The sequence below is a fragment of the Streptomyces pseudogriseolus genome, assembly GCA_002154585.1.
In the GTDB taxonomy this organism is placed as follows: Bacteria; Actinomycetota; Actinomycetes; order Streptomycetales; family Streptomycetaceae; genus Streptomyces; species Streptomyces pseudogriseolus.
This window is the reverse complement of sequence record MUNG01000164.1, coordinates 1-14,818: the sequence shown is the minus strand read 5'-3', so window position 1 is coordinate 14,818 and position 14,818 is coordinate 1. Positions and strand designations below refer to the sequence as shown.

Below are 14,818 nucleotides of genomic sequence, written 5' to 3'. Positions count from 1 at the left end.
GCCGCCCGGGTGGCGCTCGGCGCGGTGGCCCGGTCGTACCTGAAGGAGACGGCCGGCGTCGAGATCGTCTCCCACGTCGTCGAGCTGTGCTCGGTGAAGGCCCCGCAGGGCGTGTACCCGACGCCGGGCGACGTGGAGAAGCTGGACGCCGACCCGCTGCGCTGCCTGGACGCGGACACCTCGAAGGCGATGGTCGCCGAGGTCGACCAGGCGCACAAGGACGGCGACACCCTCGGCGGCGTCGTCGAGGTGCTGGCCTACGGCGTCCCCGTGGGCCTCGGCTCGCACGTGCACTGGGACCGCAAGCTGGACGCCCGGCTGGCCGGCGCCCTCATGGGCGTCCAGGCCATCAAGGGCGTCGAGATCGGCGACGGCTTCGAACTGGCCCGGGTGCCGGGCTCGAAGGCGCACGACGAGATCGTCAGCACCCCCGAGGGCATCAGGCGGGTCTCCGGCCGGGCCGGCGGCACCGAGGGCGGCCTGTCCACCGGCGAGCTGCTGCGCGTCCGCGCGGCGATGAAGCCGATCGCGACCGTGCCCCGCGCCCTGCGGACGGTGGACGTCACCACCGGCGAGCCGGCGCAGGCCCATCACCAGCGCTCCGACGTCTCCGCCGTCCCGGCGGCCGGCATCGTCGCCGAGGCCATGGTCGCCCTGGTGCTGGCGGACGCGGTGGCGGAGAAGTTCGGCGGCGACAGCGTCACCGAGACCCGCCGCAACGTCACCTCGTATCTCGACCACCTGGCGATCCGGTGAGCCCCCGACGCCGGGCGGGTGGTGGACCGGGGAGGGGAAGGGCAGGGCGCCCCTGCCCTGGACAGATCGCCCTGCCCCGGCCTCCTCGACCTCACCCCTTCCGCCCCACCCCGCCGAACATCGCCACCTCCGCCGGCAGTTCGCCGGACGGGTCCTCCGGGCGCCAGTGGTTGCAGGAGACCACGCCCGGTTCCAGCAGGTCGAGGCCCTCGAAGAAGCGGGACACCGCGCCCGGTGTGCGCTGCGTCAGTTTCGGGGTGCCGTGTTCGTTCCAGAAGGCGACCGCCGCGTCGACGTCCGGCATGTCCGGGCGGGTGATCGTGTGGGAGAGGACGAGGTGGCTGCCCGACGGGAGCCGGTCCATCAGGGTGTGCACCACCCCGTACGCCTCCTCGTCGTCCTCGATGAAGATGACCACGCCGAGCAGGACCAGGGCGACCGGCTTCCTGAAGTCGAGGGTCTGCGCGGCCTGTTCGAGGACGGCGTCGATGTTGCGCAGGTCGTCGTCGAGGTACGCCGTGACGCCCTCCGGCGTGCTGGTGAGCAGCGCCTCGGCGTGGGCCAGGACGATGGGGTCGTTGTCGACGTAGACGACGCGGGAGTCGGGGGCGACGCGCTGGGCGACCTCGTGGGTGTTGTCGGCGGTGGGCAGGCCTGTGCCGATGTCGAGGAACTGGCGGATGCCGCACGGGCCGGCCAGGTGCCGCACCGCGCGGCCGAGGAACTGCCGGTCGGCGAGGGCGTAGTCGCCGATGCCGGGGTGCAGGGCACGGATCTGGTCGCCGGCGGCCTGGTCGACCGGGTAGTTGTCCTTGCCGCCGAGCCAGTAGTTCCAGATGCGGGCGGTGTGCGGCTGGTCCGTCCTGATGCGCTTGCGCGCCTCGAGCGATGCCGCGGATATCTCCGACACTACGTCCTCCCTGAGCCAGGCCAGCAGCTGTCAAGGAGCAACCTAGCGGCGGGAGTTGAGGGTGAGGGGGCACCCCCTCGCGGCGGGCGTGTCAGGGTGCCGTCGTGCGGGTGACCCGCACCCGGTACTCGTCCTCGTCCCCGGCCAGCACCGCCACCCGTACCCCCTCCTCGCGGTCCACGAAGCTCTGGCCCGGCGCGAACGTCGCGTCCGACAGTTCCGCGTGCACGTTGGGGGCCCGGGTGCAGCCGCCGCTGTCCCGGGTGGCGTCGTGCACCCGGATCGGGCCCATGCCCGTGTCCACGTCCGCGTCCACCCGGTAGATCAGGACGCCCGGCCGGCACACCGCCTCGTCGTTCCCGCCGCGGGTGCGCACTTCGACCGCGTATCCGGAGTGGGCGTCGAGCGGCACGAAGATCAGCTTGGGGCCGCCCGCGCGGGCCAGCGGCGTCAGGACGTACTCCCGTGAGCCGCGCTGGGCCACGCAGCGCACCTGGGACGAGTCCAGCCAGCCCAGCTTCCACTTGTGCCAGGCGAGGAAGTCGTTGTTGGCGCCCCAGTCCTCGCTCATGATGTCCCAGTGGCCGACCGCGCCGCCGCCCTCGGCGGTGTAGAGGTCGGGCAGGCCGAAGACGTGGCCGTTCTCGTGGGGCAGGACGCGGTAGCCGGTGCGGGCGTAGGAGCCGGAGCCGTCGTCCTGGCGGGAGTAGACGAACGACGCGTTGGAGAGGGGCCGGCCGTCGGCGGTGGGCGCCTCGTCGTTGCCGGCGAAGGTGACGGACAGGACGGTGTCCAGGGCGGCGGGGCCCGCGTTGGGGGTGACCAGGACGTTCACCAGGTCGTACGCCTGGAAGTCCACCTTCGTGTCGGCCTCGGCGACGATGTCGCGGATCAGCTCCCGGTAGCCGGGGTCGAAGGGCGCGCCGCGCTCTATGCCGTACTGGCGGAAGGACCTGGGCATGCGGAGCCACTCGGGGACGGGCAGTTCGGGGCGGTAGTCGAGGCGGCCGTAGGAGCTGGTGGTGAACCACTCGCGGGTCTGCGGGAAGAACTCCCGGTAGCGGTCCAGGGCGTCTCCCTCGCCGGGCGCGTCCGAGAAGTCGATCATCAGGGTGAGGGCGCGGACGGTGCCGGTGGAGCGGGTGTAGCCGGGGTCGGTCGGGATGCCCTCGGACATCTGGACGTCGCGGTCGCTGCCGATCATGCAGGGGCCGTGGGCGGAGCTGCGGGAGAGGGCGCTCGGGCCGGCGCCGGGTGCGGTGGTCGTGGGGGAGAGGTGGCCGGTGCCGGCCGAGCTGCAGACCGCGAGGGTGAGGGCGGCGACGGAACCCAGGGCGGCCAGTCGGCGCGGGGATATCCGGCCTCGGCTCGGCTGCGGCTGCATGGGGGACCTCCGCTCCGCACGGCAGCCGCCGTCTCCGACTGCACCCTCCCGATCACCCTGCGTCACTGGTCGGGGGCGTGCTCGCCGGGTGGTCCGATCGTGGGGCCGGGTGAGCGGGAGAATGTGACCTGGGTCACGGGAAAAACTTCCGGGGCGGGAAATAACCGGGGATCGTCTCCCCGTTTACACCTGTGTCCGCACGATCCGGGGAATCGATCCCCGGTTCACCGCAGACACGCAGACAACGCAGACGCGGCGATCACCGCAGACGCACAGATCACTGCAGGGACACGATCACTGCAGGGACACGATCACTGCAGGGACACGATCACTGCAGGGACACGATCACCGCAGAGACACGATCAGTGCGGACGTACAGATCACCGCAGACGCGGACCAGACGTCAGAGCCACACCCCGAGGAGTGCACCGTGACCGCGACGACCGTGACCCCCGTGCCGCGCAAGGCGCCCCGGCCCCGCGCCGACGCCCTGCGCAACCGGGAGCGGATCGTCGCCGCCGCCCGGGAGATGTTCACCGAGTTCGGGCCCGAGGTCCCGCTCGACGAGATCGCCCGCCGGGCCGGCGTCGGCAACGCCACGGTGTACCGCAACTTCCCCGACCGCGACGCGCTCGTGCGTGAGGTCGTCTGCTCCGTCATGGACCGTACGGTGCGGGCGGCCGAGCAGGCGCTCAGCGAGACCGGGGATGCCTTCGAGGCGCTGGAGCGCTTCGCGCACACGGCCGCCGACGAGCGGATCAGTGCGCTGTGCCCGATGGTCTCCAGCACCTTCGACCGGAGCCACCCCGACCTGGAGGAGGCGCGGCGACGCGTCGAGGCTCTCGTCGCCCGGCTCATGGACCGCGCCCGTGAGGCCGGCCAGCTGCGGGACGACGTGGAGTACGGCGATCTGATGGTGGGCGTCGCGCAGCTGAGCCGGCCCCCGGCCGGCACCGCCTGCATGAACGCCGACCGCTTCGTCCACCGCCACCTCCAGCTGTTCCTGGACGGCATGCGGGCGCCCGCCCGCTCCGCCCTGCCGGGTTCGGCCGTGACCGTGGAGGACCTGCGCCGCTGAGCCACTCCTGACGCCACCAGGCCGCCCGTCCTGATCACGGGCAACGGTGTTCACGGCCGTCGACGGGGACGAGCCGGTGCCGAAACACGCCCGATTTTTCGTTACTCACACATTCATTCCGCTACATGTCCCGAAGTGGGTACCCCCATGTCTGAAACAGTCTCTTCGGCCGGTAAGGCCCCGGGCCGCGTCGACGCCGGCGCCCCGGACGCCAACCGCTGGAAAGCGCTCGTCTTCATCGCGATCGCCCAGCTGATGGTCGTCCTGGACGCCACCATCGTGAACATCGCCCTGCCCTCCGCCCAGCAGGACCTCGGCATCTCGGACGGCAACCGCCAGTGGGTGGTCACGGCCTACGCCCTTGCCTTCGGCGGTCTGCTGCTGTTCGGCGGCCGGATAGCCGACCTGTGGGGGCGCAAGCGCGCCTTCGTGGTGGGGCTCGGCGGCTTCGCGCTGGCGTCCGCACTGGGCGGCGCGGCCACCAACGAGGCGATGATGTTCGGCGCCCGCGCACTCCAGGGCGCGTTCGGCGCGCTGCTCGCGCCCGCCGCGCTGTCGCTGCTCGCGGTGATGTTCACCGACGGCAAGGAGCGCGCCAAGGCGTTCGGCATCTACGGCGCGATCGCCGGTGGCGGCGGCGCCGTCGGCCTGATCCTCGGCGGTTTCCTCACCGAGTACCTGGACTGGCGCTGGACGTTCTTCGTGAACATCCCGTTCGCCGTGGTCGCCGCGGCCGGCGCGTACTTCGTCATCCGTGAGCCCGCGGGCGGCCGCAACCGCTCCCCGCTGGACATCCCCGGCGTGATCCTTTCCACCCTGGGTCTGGTCGCGCTGGTCTACGGCTTCACCCGCGCCGAGTCCGAGGGCTGGAGCGACACCCTCACCATCTCCATGTTCGTCGCCTCCGCCGTGCTGCTCGCCGCGTTCGTGGCCGTGGAGGCGCGGGTCAAGGCGCCGCTGCTGCCGCTGCGCGTGATCACCGAGCGCAACCGCGGCGGGGTCTACCTGTCGCTGGGCCTGGCGATCATCGCGATGTTCGGCCTGTTCCTCTTCCTCACCTACTACCTCCAGGTCGTGAAGGGATACTCGCCGGTGAAGACCGGCTTCGCCTTCCTGCCGATGATCGCGGGCATGATCACGGGCTCCACCCAGATCGGCACCCGGCTGATGACCCGGGTCGCGCCCCGGCTGCTGATGGGCCCCGGCTTCCTGGTCGCCGCGCTCGGCATGCTGCTGCTGACCCAGCTGGAGATCGGCACCTCGTACGCGGCCGTGCTGCTGCCGGGCATGCTGCTGCTCGGTCTCGGCATGGGTACGGCGTTCATGCCGGCCATGTCGCTGGCCACCCTGGGCGTCGAGCCGCGTGACTCCGGTGTCGCCTCCGCGATGGTGAACACCTCGCAGCAGGTGGGCGGCGCGATCGGCACGGCCCTGCTGAACACCATCGCCGCCTCCGCCACCACCGCCTACGTCGCCGACCACATCGGCGGCGCATCGGGCCGGGCCCAGCAGCAGCTGGTCCAGCTCCAGGGTCAGGTGCAGGGGTACACCAGCGCCATCTGGTTCGCGGTCGGGATCCTGGTGGCGGCCGCGGCCATCGCCCTGACCCTGATCAACGCGGGCCGTCCGGGCGGCACCACGGTCGCGGGTTCCTCCGACGCGGCCGTGGAGAACGAGGCGGCCGTACCGGTGGCCATGCACTGACCCACCGGCCCACGGGCCGCGTCCACGGAGCCACCCGTGCGGGAGGGGAAGGGGACGCCCCTTCCGCGCGGCTCCCCAGGACCTGCCCCGGCTTCCGCGGCGTCAGCGGAGCCAGGGCAGGTCCGCACCCGCTTCGCACGGCTGAAGTCCCTCGGCGACGATCCCCATGATCTCGCCGAGGGACTTCTGCTGTTCCGGGGTGAGCCGGTCGAACACCGCCTGCCGTACGGCGTTGACATGGCCGGGGGCGTGGCGGCGCAGCACCTCCATGCCCTCGTCGGTGAGCACGGCGAACTGGCCGCGCTTGTCGGAGGGGCAGTCCTCCCGGCGGACCCAGCCGTTGCGCTCCAGGCGGGCCACCGCGTGCGAGAGGCGGGAGCGGGTGATCTTGGCGTCCTTCGCCAGCTCCGTCATCCGCAGCCGCCGGTGCGGCGCCTCGGCCAGCTTGACCAGCAGGCCGTAGTAGACGTGCGGCATGCCCGCGTCCCGCTGGAGCTGACGGTCGAGGTGGTCCTCCAGGAGCGTGGTGGCGTCGACGTACGCACGCCAGACGCGCTGTTCCTCGTCGGTGAGCCAGCGTGGCTCCCCGGCGGCTGCCGAAGATGCGGGTGCCGTGTTCATGTACTCCACTGTACGGGCGCTCTCCTTGAAGGTTAAACAAACGAGGGGTACAGTCGCCCCGTAGAGCTTGAGAGTTCAAGTAATAGATCGAGTACGAGTCCACGTGCGCGTTCACGTACGAGTTCTCGTACGAGCGGGAAGGAGTCGCCGTCATGACCGCCGCCACTCAGGAGCGCATGCCGGCGCTCTACCTCAGCCACGGCGCGCCGCCCCTGGCCGACGACCCCGTCTGGCCCGGCGAGCTGGCCGCCTGGTCCGCGGGCCTGCCCCGCCCCACGGCGATCCTCGTCGTCTCCGCCCACTGGGAGGAGGCCCCGCTCGCCCTCGGCGCCACCGAGACCGTCCCCCTGGTCTACGACTTCTGGGGCTTCCCCGAGCACTACTACCGGGTCACCTATCCCGCCCCCGGCGCCCCCGAACTCGCCGCGTCCGTGCGCAAGCTGCTGCGCGCCCCCGGCACCCCCGTCCAGGACGTCCCCGACCGGGGCCTGGACCACGGCGCCTACGTCCCGCTCGTCGAGATGTATCCGGAGGCCGACATCCCCGTCCTCCAGGTGTCCATGCCGACCCTCGACCCGGTGAAACTGATGGAGATCGGCCGCCGTCTCGCGCCGCTGCGCGACGAGGGCGTGCTGATCGTCGGCTCCGGGTTCTTCACCCACAACCTCGCCGCGCTGCGCCAGGGCGGCATCCCCGCCTGGTCGGCCGAGTTCGACGCGTGGGGCAGGGAGGCGCTCCAGGCGCGGGACGTGGACGCGCTGCTCGACTTCACCCGCAAGTCCCCGGCGGGCCGGCTCGCCCACCCGCGCACCGAGCACTTCGCCCCGCTCTTCGTCACCATGGGCGCCGCCGACGCGGCCGGGGAGCTCGGGGAACAGAAGTCCGTGATCGACGGGTTCTGGATGGGGCTGGCCAAGCGGTCGGTGCAGTTCGGCTGAGAGGGGCTGTCGGCGCGGAGCTCAGAGCTCCTTCTCGTGCCAGGCCACGTCCCACCAGCGGCCGAACTTGTGACCCACCTCGCGGTACGTGCCGACGTACCGGAAGCCGAAGCGCTCGTGCAGCGCCGTCGAGGCGGCGTTCGGCTGGGCGATGCCCGCGTAGGCGCGGTGCAGGCCCTCGTCCGCCAGGGCGTCGAAAAGGGCCTGGTAGAGCAGCGTGCCGATGCCGCGCCGGCCGGCGTCCGGGGCGACGTACACCGTGGTCTCCACGGACGTCGCGTAGGCGGGCTTCGCGCGGAACGGGCTCGACGAGGCGTAGCCCAGGACACGGCCGGTGTCCGCCGCCGTGGCAACCATCAGGCGGTGGGGGCCGTCTACAGGGTGGGAGAGCAGCCAGGGGCGTCGCTCCGCCGGAGTGAACGGCGTGGTGTCGAACGTGACGGCCGTCTCACGTACGTAGTGGTTGTAGAGGTCGGTGAGGGCCACCAGGTCGCCCTCGTCCCCCGGCCTGACCTGCACCTCTGCGTGATCCGACACCGTCGCTCCTCCCCGCGTGGCCGGAGAGGGTACCGCATGATCAGAAAAATCGGGGGACGGGTTGGGAATTCTGTCCTGATTCCAGTCGTTGTTTCCTACGGATGCGGGCACCCGAGCAGAGTCCGGAAGAGACCCTGAAGACCGTGCCGAGTGTCCGCAGGACCGCCCGCTGACCTCATCATCGCAAGGGAGCACGCATGGCAACCCGTGCCGTCGCCCGTCGTCAGTCCGCCTCCGGCGAGACGGTCGACTCGGCAAGCAGTGTTCGCGCCCATGGCGGCGAGATCGCCGACCGCGACCTGGTCGGCATGTACCTCGACGAGATCGCGCGCACGCCGCTGCTCGACGCCGCCAAGGAGGTCGAGTTGTCGCAGATCATCGAAGCGGGTGTGTTCGCACGACAGATTCTCGACGGCCTCGAGGAGAACAAGGCCGGAGCCACCCCCGAGGAGCTCCAGGCCCTGGTCGACGCGAGCGAGCGGGCGAAGGACGTCTTCATCCGTTCCAATCTCCGACTGGTCGTCGCCGTCGCCCGCCGCTACCCGCGCAGCGGTCTGCCGCTGCTCGACCTGATCCAGGAGGGCAACGCCGGCCTGGTCCGCGCGGTCGAGAAGTTCGACTACCGCAAGGGCTTCAAGTTCTCGACGTACGCCACCTGGTGGATCCGGCAGGCCATCACCCGGTCCATAGCCGACCAGTCGCGCACCATCCGTCTGCCCGTCCACCTGGTGGAGGAGCTGGGCCGGATACGGCGCGTGCAGCGCGAGTTCAACCGTGAGCACGGCCGCGACGCCGAGCCCGCGGAGATCGCCGCCGAGCTCGGTTCCACGCCGGAGCGCGTCACCGACGTGCTCGACTGGGCCCGCGACCCGGTCTCGCTGAACATGTCGGTGGACGACGAGGGCGAGACCCAGTTCGGCGACCTCCTGGAGGACACCTCCGCGGTGTCGCCGGAGCAGTCGGTGATGACGCTGCTGCGCAGCGAGGAGCTGGACGACCTGATCGGCCGCCTCGACCAGCGCACGGCCTCCATCATCAAGATGCGCTACGGCATCGAGGACGGCCGCGAGCGGACGCTGACCGAGGTCGGCAAGGAGCACGGACTGACGCGCGAGCGCATCCGCCAGATCGAGAAGCACGCGCTGCTCGAGCTGAAGAAGCTGGCCCGTTCCACCGGGTTCGACGCGGCGGCGTGACGGGAGTTCCCGGCCGCCTGCGCGGCGGCCGGCCCCCGCGCGCGTAAGCCTCCTGTGGCGCGTGACGGCCGCGCGTGACGGCCGGGTCCCGCGCGGTCGCGTGAGGGGCGCGAGCCGCGTGCGCCGGGTGGCGGAAGACCGCGCAAAACATGGCTGTTCCCCGCCGCTTCAACCCGCGGGGGCCAGGGAACAAGACGGGTGAACCCAGCAGTACGCGAGCCTTGGGGCCTCGGGCCCCCGGGCCGGCCCACGCACCACGTCCCGACGCACCACCCCCCCCGGCGCCGGGACTTCCCCCGCCGGGTCCGGCGCCTGTCCCCCCGGGCGTCGGGCCCGGCTTTTGCCCTGTGTCGCGCTCGGTGCTTCGTGCCGCGCTCATAGCGGGTCACCCCGGACCTGAACCCCGGGGTGGCCCGCCAGATGGCAGATTGTGCCACATGGGCATAGTCTGCCGAACGTGAGCAGCACCACCCCGACGCCGCCCCCGCCGTTCCCCGAAGACCCGGCCGGCGACGGCTCGTTGACCGAACGACGCAAGGCGCAGACCCGCCTGCACATCGCGCGCACCGCCGCGGGACTCTTCGTCCGGCACGGGCTGCGCGCCACCCGCGCCGAGGACATCGCCCAGGCGGCGGGCGTCGCGCCGCGCACCTTCTACCGGTACTTCCCCACCAAGGAGGAGGCCATCGGCCCCCTCTACGCCCTCGGCGCCCGGCGCTGGGTGGACGCGGTGCGCAACGCCCCCGCGGGGACGCCCCTGCCGAGCGTGCTCGAGGAGGCCGCGCGGCACACCCTCACCCCGGGGCTCGGGGTCACCGAGGAGTCCTGGAACTGGGTCCGCACCCTCATCCGGCTCGCGGCGGACAATCCCGCACTCGGCAGGGTGTGGGCGGAGGCCTGCCGTGCCTCGGAACAGAACCTGGCGGACGCGCTGGCCCACCGGCTGAACGGCGGCCGGCCGCCGCACCCGGACGCCGGCGTCGCCGCCCGCACCCGCCTGTGCTTCGCCGCGGCCGTCGCCGGCGCCGCCGTCCGCACCGCCATGGAGAGCTGGGCGTCCGGCGACGGCCCGGCGAAGGGCCCGGACAGCCCGGCGGAACTCGCGGCCACGAATCTGGCCGCGCTGCGGGACTTTCCTTGGGACGGGGTGGTGGGGGAAGCGGGCGGTAGGTGAGGTGCGGGGGAGTGGGGCGCCCGGAGACCCCGGGGTGCTACTCAGCCGCGTCTGCGGCGCCCGCCGCGTCCGCTGTGCCTGCGCTCGCGGTGCCGCCCGCGCTGCCCGCGTTGGCGGTGCCCGCGGCAGCCGTCGGGCCCGGCGCACCTGCCGGGCTCTCCGCGTCCCCTGCGCCTTTCGCGCCCGCCAGACACGTGGCGCCTGCCGCGCTGCCCGCCGCAGCCGTCGGGCCTGGCGCACCTGCCGGGCTCTCCGCGTGCCCTGCGCCTTCCGTGCCCGCCGGGCATGTGGCGTCTGCCGCGCTGCCCGCGTTGGCGGTGCCCGCGGCAGCCGTCGGGCCCGGCGCACCTGCCGCGCTCCCCGCGTCCCCTGCGTCTCCCGTGCCCGCCGTGCCCTGGGCACTCCCCGTGCCTCGGGGACTCCCCGTTCCCGCCGTGCCCTGGGCACCCCCCGTGCCCAGGCCGCCCCCCGCCTCCATCAGACGTGCGCCCAGTGCTCTCGTCGCCTCCGCCAGTTCCGGTGGCGCCTCGACGGTGAAGGGGAGGCCCGTCATGGCCAGGCGTACCGCCAGCCAGTCCTTCGGGTCGTTCACCGTCGCCCGTAGCCGGCACCTGCCGTCGGCCAGCGGCTCGGGCGCGCCCACCCAGTGCGGGAGCCGTGCCGTGACCTTCGCGGGGGGCGCGGCGAACGTGACGACGGCCTCGTACGACTCCTGCGCCCGGTACATGGACCGGCGCAGGAACTCCGCGGCGCTGCCCGTCGGCAGTTCGCGCGGTGCGAAGCGGGCGCCCGTGGCGAACGGGTCGCCGACCCGGTCGACGCGGAACGTGCGCCAGTCCGCGCGGTCGAGGTCGTACGCGACGAGGTACCAGCGGCGGCCGGTGGACACCAGCCGGTGGGGTTCCGTCAGGCGCCGGGACTCGGTGCCGTCGGCCGCCCGGTAGGAGAACCGCAGCCGCTCGTTCCCGGCCACCGCGGACGCCATCACCGTGAGCGTCTCCGGGGCGATGGTCGCACCGTCCCCGCTGGTCAGCGGAGTCGTCGCGGCCTGGAGGGTGCTGACACGGTGCCGGAGCCTGCCGGGCAGCACCTGCTCCAGTTTCGCCAGGGCCCGTACCGACGCCTCGTCCACGCCCTCCAGGGCGTGCCCGGCGCCGGCCCGCAGCCCGACCGCGATCGCCACCGCCTCCTCGTCGTCCAGCACCAGCGGCGGCATCGCCTTCCCCGCGACCAGCCGGTAGCCGCCGTCCGCGCCCATCGACGCCTGCACGGGATAGCCGAGGTCCCGCAGCCGCTCGATGTCCCGGCGCACCGTGCGCCGGGAGACGCCGAGCCGGTCGGCCAGTTCGCCGCCGGGCCATTCGCGGGGGGTCTGGAGGAGGGAGAGCAACTGGAGCAGCCGTGCCGGGGTGTCCGTCGTCATGCTCCGAGCATGCCGCACCACTAGGACCGGATCTGACCTACTGGAGTCCTAGCGTCGGCGCCATGCACTCCACCGACATCGCTCACGCTCGGACACCGGAGCCCGCCACGGGCGACCGCCGGCGCTGGTTCGCGCTGGCCATCGTGATGACCGCGGCCTTCATGGACCTCGTCGACGTCACCATCGTCAACATCGCCGTCCCGTCGATCCAGCGCGACGAGGGCGCCAGCTTCAGCCAGATCCAGTGGATCACCGCCGGTTACGCGCTCGCCTTCGCCGCCGGTCTGGTCACCGGCGGACGGCTCGGCGACATCCACGGCCGCAAGTGGATCTTCCTGCTCGGCATCGGCGGCTTCACCGTCGCCTCCGCCCTGTGCGGGTTCGCCGTGAACCCCGAGATGCTGGTCGCCTCCCGCATCCTCCAGGGCGCCATGGCCGCGCTGATGGTGCCGCAGGTGCTGTCCATCGTGCACGCCACCTTCCCGGCGCACGAACGCGGCAAGGTCTTCGGACTGTTCGGGGCGATCGTCGGCCTCGGCGCGGTCTCCGGACCCCTCCTCGGCGCGCTGCTGACCCAGGGCAACCTGTTCGGGCTGGAATGGCGGCCCATCTTCCTCATCAACCTGCCGGTCGGCGTCGCCGCTCTCGTCCTCGGCAGCCGCTTCATCACCGAGTCCAAGGCGCCGCGAGCCCTGAAGCTCGACCTGCCCGGCGTCGCCCTCGTCACCCTCGCCCTGCTCATGCTGCTCTACCCGCTCACCCGCGGCCGCGAGCTGGGCTGGCCGGTGTGGGGTTACGTGTCGATGGCCGGCGCGCTGGTCGTGTTCGCGGTCCTGGTGGCGTACGAGCGGGCCAAGGGCGCCCGGGACGGGTCCCCGCTGATCGAGCTGTCGCTGTTCCGGGTGAAGAGCTTCGCGGCGGGCATCGCCGTGCAGACGGTGTTCGGCGTCGGCCTCGGCGTGTTCTTCCTGGTCTGGACGCTGTACATGCAGATCGGGCTCGGCTGGAGCGCCCTGCGGGCCGGGCTGACGGGCGTGCCGTTCTCCGTGGCGGTGTCGGTGGCCGCCGGGGTGTCCGTGCAGCAGCTCGTCCCGCGCTTCGGCCGCAAGGTGCTCCAGGCGGGCGCCCTGGTCATGGCGGCCGGCGTGCTGATCTACCTCGCCGAGGCCGAACGGTACGGACTCGCCATCAGCTCCTGGCAGATGGTCCTGCCGCTGGCCGTCATGGGTGTCGGCATGGGCCTCATCGTGGCGCCGCTGACCGACGCGGTGCTGTCCGAGGTGCCGCGCGAGCACGCCGGATCGGCGTCCGGGCTCATCAACACCGTGCAGCAGATGGGCAACGCGCTCGGCCTGGGCCTGGTGTCCGTGGTGTTCTTCGGTGTCATCGACGAGCCGCTCGCGCCCGCCGAGACGGGCCCGGCCTTCGTGGACGGCTTCACCCACGCACTGGGCTGGGTGGCCGCGGTGCTCGGAGTGATCTTCCTGCTGATGTTCGCCCTGCCGAAGCGGCCGGCACAGCACGTCGAGGGCGCGGACCTCGGAGAAGAGGCGCCGGTGGCGGGGGAGAAGGAGCCGGAGCTGGTGCCCTGACGGGACCGCACCGACGTGCTGGAGCCCGGAAACGGGCATGACCGGACGCCCGGTCATGCCCGTTTCCGGGCTTCGACTGTTTACTTTCCGGACATCCCGACGTAGCCTCCCACCGAAATCACACGTTCGGACACGGACGCGGACGCGTCAGCGCACGTGGGCGTGGACGGAACCGGGAGGCAGGCGGTCATGTACGCACCGGAGCGGCAGCAGGAGATCCTGCGCCTCGCGCGCGACGGCGGACGCGTCGACGTGGTCTCGCTCGCCGAGGCGTTCCAGGTGACCGCCGAGACCATCCGCCGGGACCTCAAGGCCCTCGACCGCGCCGGACTCGTCCGCAGGGTCCACGGCGGCGCCATCCCCGCCGGACGCCTCGACTTCGAGCCCGACCTCGCCGAACGCGAGACCACCGCCGCCGACGAGAAGGACCGCATCGCCCGCGCCGCCCTCGCCGAGGTCCCCGCCGACGGCACGATGATCGTCGACGCCGGCTCGACCGCCGCCCGCCTCGCCGGCATCCTCACCCCGGACCTCTCCCTCACCGTCGTCACCCACAGCCTGCCCATCGCCGCCCGCCTCGCCGACCACCCCGGCATCCAGCTCCACCTCGTCGGCGGACGCGTACGGCACCGCACCCGCGCCGCCGTGGACGCCTGGGCACTGCGCGCGTACGCCGAGATCCGCGCCGACGTGCTGTTCCTCGCCGCCAACGGCTTCTCCGCAGAGCACGGGCTCACCACCCCCGACCTCGCCGAGGCCGCCGTGAAACGCGCCGCGCTGGCCGCCGCCCGGCGCGTGGTGCTCCTCGCCGACTCCACCAAGCACGGCCAGGAACACTTCGCCCGCTTCGGCGGCCTCGACGACGTCGACCTCCTCGTCACCGACACCGGACTCACCCCGCAGGACGCCGCCGCCATCGAGGCCGGCGGCACGGAAGTGGTACGCGCATGATCCTCACCGTCACCCCCAACCCGTCCCTGGACCGCACCTACGAGGTGCCGTCCCTGGACCGCGGCGAGGTCGTCCGCGCCACCGGCGAACGCGTCGACCCCGGCGGCAAGGGCGTCAACGTNNGGGCCGCCGCACCGTCGCCGTCCTGCCGCTCGGCGGCGCCCCCGGCGCCCTCGTAGCCGACCTCCTCGACGCGCAGGGCATCGAGGTCGCCCCCGTCCCGGTCGCCGGCGCCACCCGCTCCAACATCGCCCTCGCCGAGGCCGACGGCGTCCTCACGAAGATCAACGCACCCGGCCCCGACCTCACCCCCGCCGAACAGGAACACCTCCTCGACACCGTCCGCCGCCACGCCGCCGGCGCCGACTGGATCGTCTGCTGCGGCAGCCTCCCCCGCGGCCTCGCCCCCTCCTGGTACGCCGAACTCGTCGCCCGCGTCCACGCCGCCGGCCTGCGCATCGCCCTGGACACCTCGGGCCCCGCCCTGCGCGCCGCCCTCCCCGAACACCCCGACGTCGTCAAACCCAACGCCGAGGAGCTCGCCGAGGCCGTGG

The 14,818-nt window shown here is 72.5% G+C and carries 12 protein-coding genes and 2 pseudogenes; 9 read left to right on the top strand and 5 right to left on the bottom strand.

Annotated features, from left to right (window positions below; all coding sequences use genetic code 11):
* The coding region (gene aroC, locus CCN29_RS16240; RefSeq protein ID WP_086682676.1) for a chorismate synthase at positions 1-756 on the top strand (756 nt) is incomplete at its 5' end.
* Positions 757-847: 91 nt separating this feature from the next.
* Here aroC and CCN29_RS16235 read toward each other — a convergent pair.
* The gene (locus CCN29_RS16235; protein ID WP_006131135.1) at positions 848-1,666 is read right to left on the bottom strand and encodes an SAM-dependent methyltransferase; all 819 of its coding nucleotides are present in this window, start codon (positions 1,664-1,666) and stop codon (positions 848-850) included.
* A gap of 91 nt (positions 1,667-1,757) precedes the next feature.
* Positions 1,758-3,050: a M6 family metalloprotease domain-containing protein gene (locus CCN29_RS16230; RefSeq protein WP_086682675.1), complete on the bottom strand. Its 1,293-nt coding sequence runs from the start codon at positions 3,048-3,050 to the stop codon at positions 1,758-1,760.
* A 430-nt stretch (positions 3,051-3,480) separates the two neighbouring features.
* Here CCN29_RS16230 and CCN29_RS16225 point away from each other — a divergent pair, with 430 nt between their 5' ends.
* Both CCN29_RS16225 and CCN29_RS16220 read left to right on the top strand, forming a co-directional pair.
* On the top strand, positions 3,481-4,128 hold the full coding sequence (locus tag CCN29_RS16225; protein WP_006131137.1) for a TetR/AcrR family transcriptional regulator: 648 nt from the start codon (positions 3,481-3,483) through the stop codon (positions 4,126-4,128).
* Positions 4,129-4,275: 147 nt separating this feature from the next.
* Positions 4,276-5,832, top strand: coding sequence for an MFS transporter (locus CCN29_RS16220; RefSeq protein ID WP_006131138.1), 1,557 nt, complete (start codon positions 4,276-4,278; stop codon positions 5,830-5,832).
* A 102-nt stretch (positions 5,833-5,934) separates the two neighbouring features.
* Here CCN29_RS16220 and CCN29_RS16215 read toward each other — a convergent pair whose 3' ends face one another.
* Positions 5,935-6,453: a MarR family winged helix-turn-helix transcriptional regulator gene (locus CCN29_RS16215; RefSeq protein ID WP_031023008.1), complete on the bottom strand. Its 519-nt coding sequence runs from the start codon at positions 6,451-6,453 to the stop codon at positions 5,935-5,937.
* Positions 6,454-6,605: 152 nt separating this feature from the next.
* Here CCN29_RS16215 and CCN29_RS16210 point away from each other — a divergent pair, with 152 nt between their 5' ends.
* Positions 6,606-7,391: a dioxygenase family protein gene (locus tag CCN29_RS16210; RefSeq protein ID WP_006131140.1), complete on the top strand. Its 786-nt coding sequence runs from the start codon at positions 6,606-6,608 to the stop codon at positions 7,389-7,391.
* 21 nt (positions 7,392-7,412) lie between these two features.
* On the opposite strand, the gene CCN29_RS16205 is transcribed toward CCN29_RS16210, so the two are convergent.
* The gene (locus tag CCN29_RS16205; protein WP_031023010.1) at positions 7,413-7,928 is read right to left on the bottom strand and encodes a GNAT family N-acetyltransferase; all 516 of its coding nucleotides are present in this window, start codon (positions 7,926-7,928) and stop codon (positions 7,413-7,415) included.
* 197 nt (positions 7,929-8,125) lie between these two features.
* Between CCN29_RS16205 and CCN29_RS16200 the strand changes: the two genes are divergently transcribed.
* A complete protein-coding gene (locus CCN29_RS16200; protein WP_006131142.1) occupies positions 8,126-9,124 on the top strand; it encodes a sigma-70 family RNA polymerase sigma factor in 999 nt (332 codons plus the stop codon).
* 457 nt (positions 9,125-9,581) lie between these two features.
* A complete protein-coding gene (locus CCN29_RS16190) occupies positions 9,582-10,298 on the top strand; it encodes a TetR/AcrR family transcriptional regulator (protein WP_006131143.1) in 717 nt (238 codons plus the stop codon).
* Positions 10,299-10,761: 463 nt separating this feature from the next.
* On the opposite strand, the pseudogene CCN29_RS16185 reads toward CCN29_RS16190, so the two are convergent.
* A pseudogene (locus CCN29_RS16185) lies at positions 10,762-11,721 on the bottom strand (helix-turn-helix transcriptional regulator); the annotation flags it as partial.
* 62 nt (positions 11,722-11,783) lie between these two features.
* Between CCN29_RS16185 and CCN29_RS16180 the strand changes: the two are divergent.
* The 3 genes and pseudogenes from CCN29_RS16180 to CCN29_RS16170 all read left to right on the top strand — a co-directional run.
* Positions 11,784-13,313: an MFS transporter gene (locus tag CCN29_RS16180; protein WP_086682667.1), complete on the top strand. Its 1,530-nt coding sequence runs from the start codon at positions 11,784-11,786 to the stop codon at positions 13,311-13,313.
* A gap of 189 nt (positions 13,314-13,502) precedes the next feature.
* Entirely contained in the window at positions 13,503-14,264 is a 762-nt protein-coding gene (locus tag CCN29_RS16175) for a DeoR/GlpR family DNA-binding transcription regulator (RefSeq protein ID WP_006131146.1), read from the top strand.
* Positions 14,261-14,818, top strand: a pseudogene (locus CCN29_RS16170) (1-phosphofructokinase family hexose kinase); the annotation flags it as partial. The gene CCN29_RS16175 and the pseudogene CCN29_RS16170, both read left to right, overlap by 4 nt.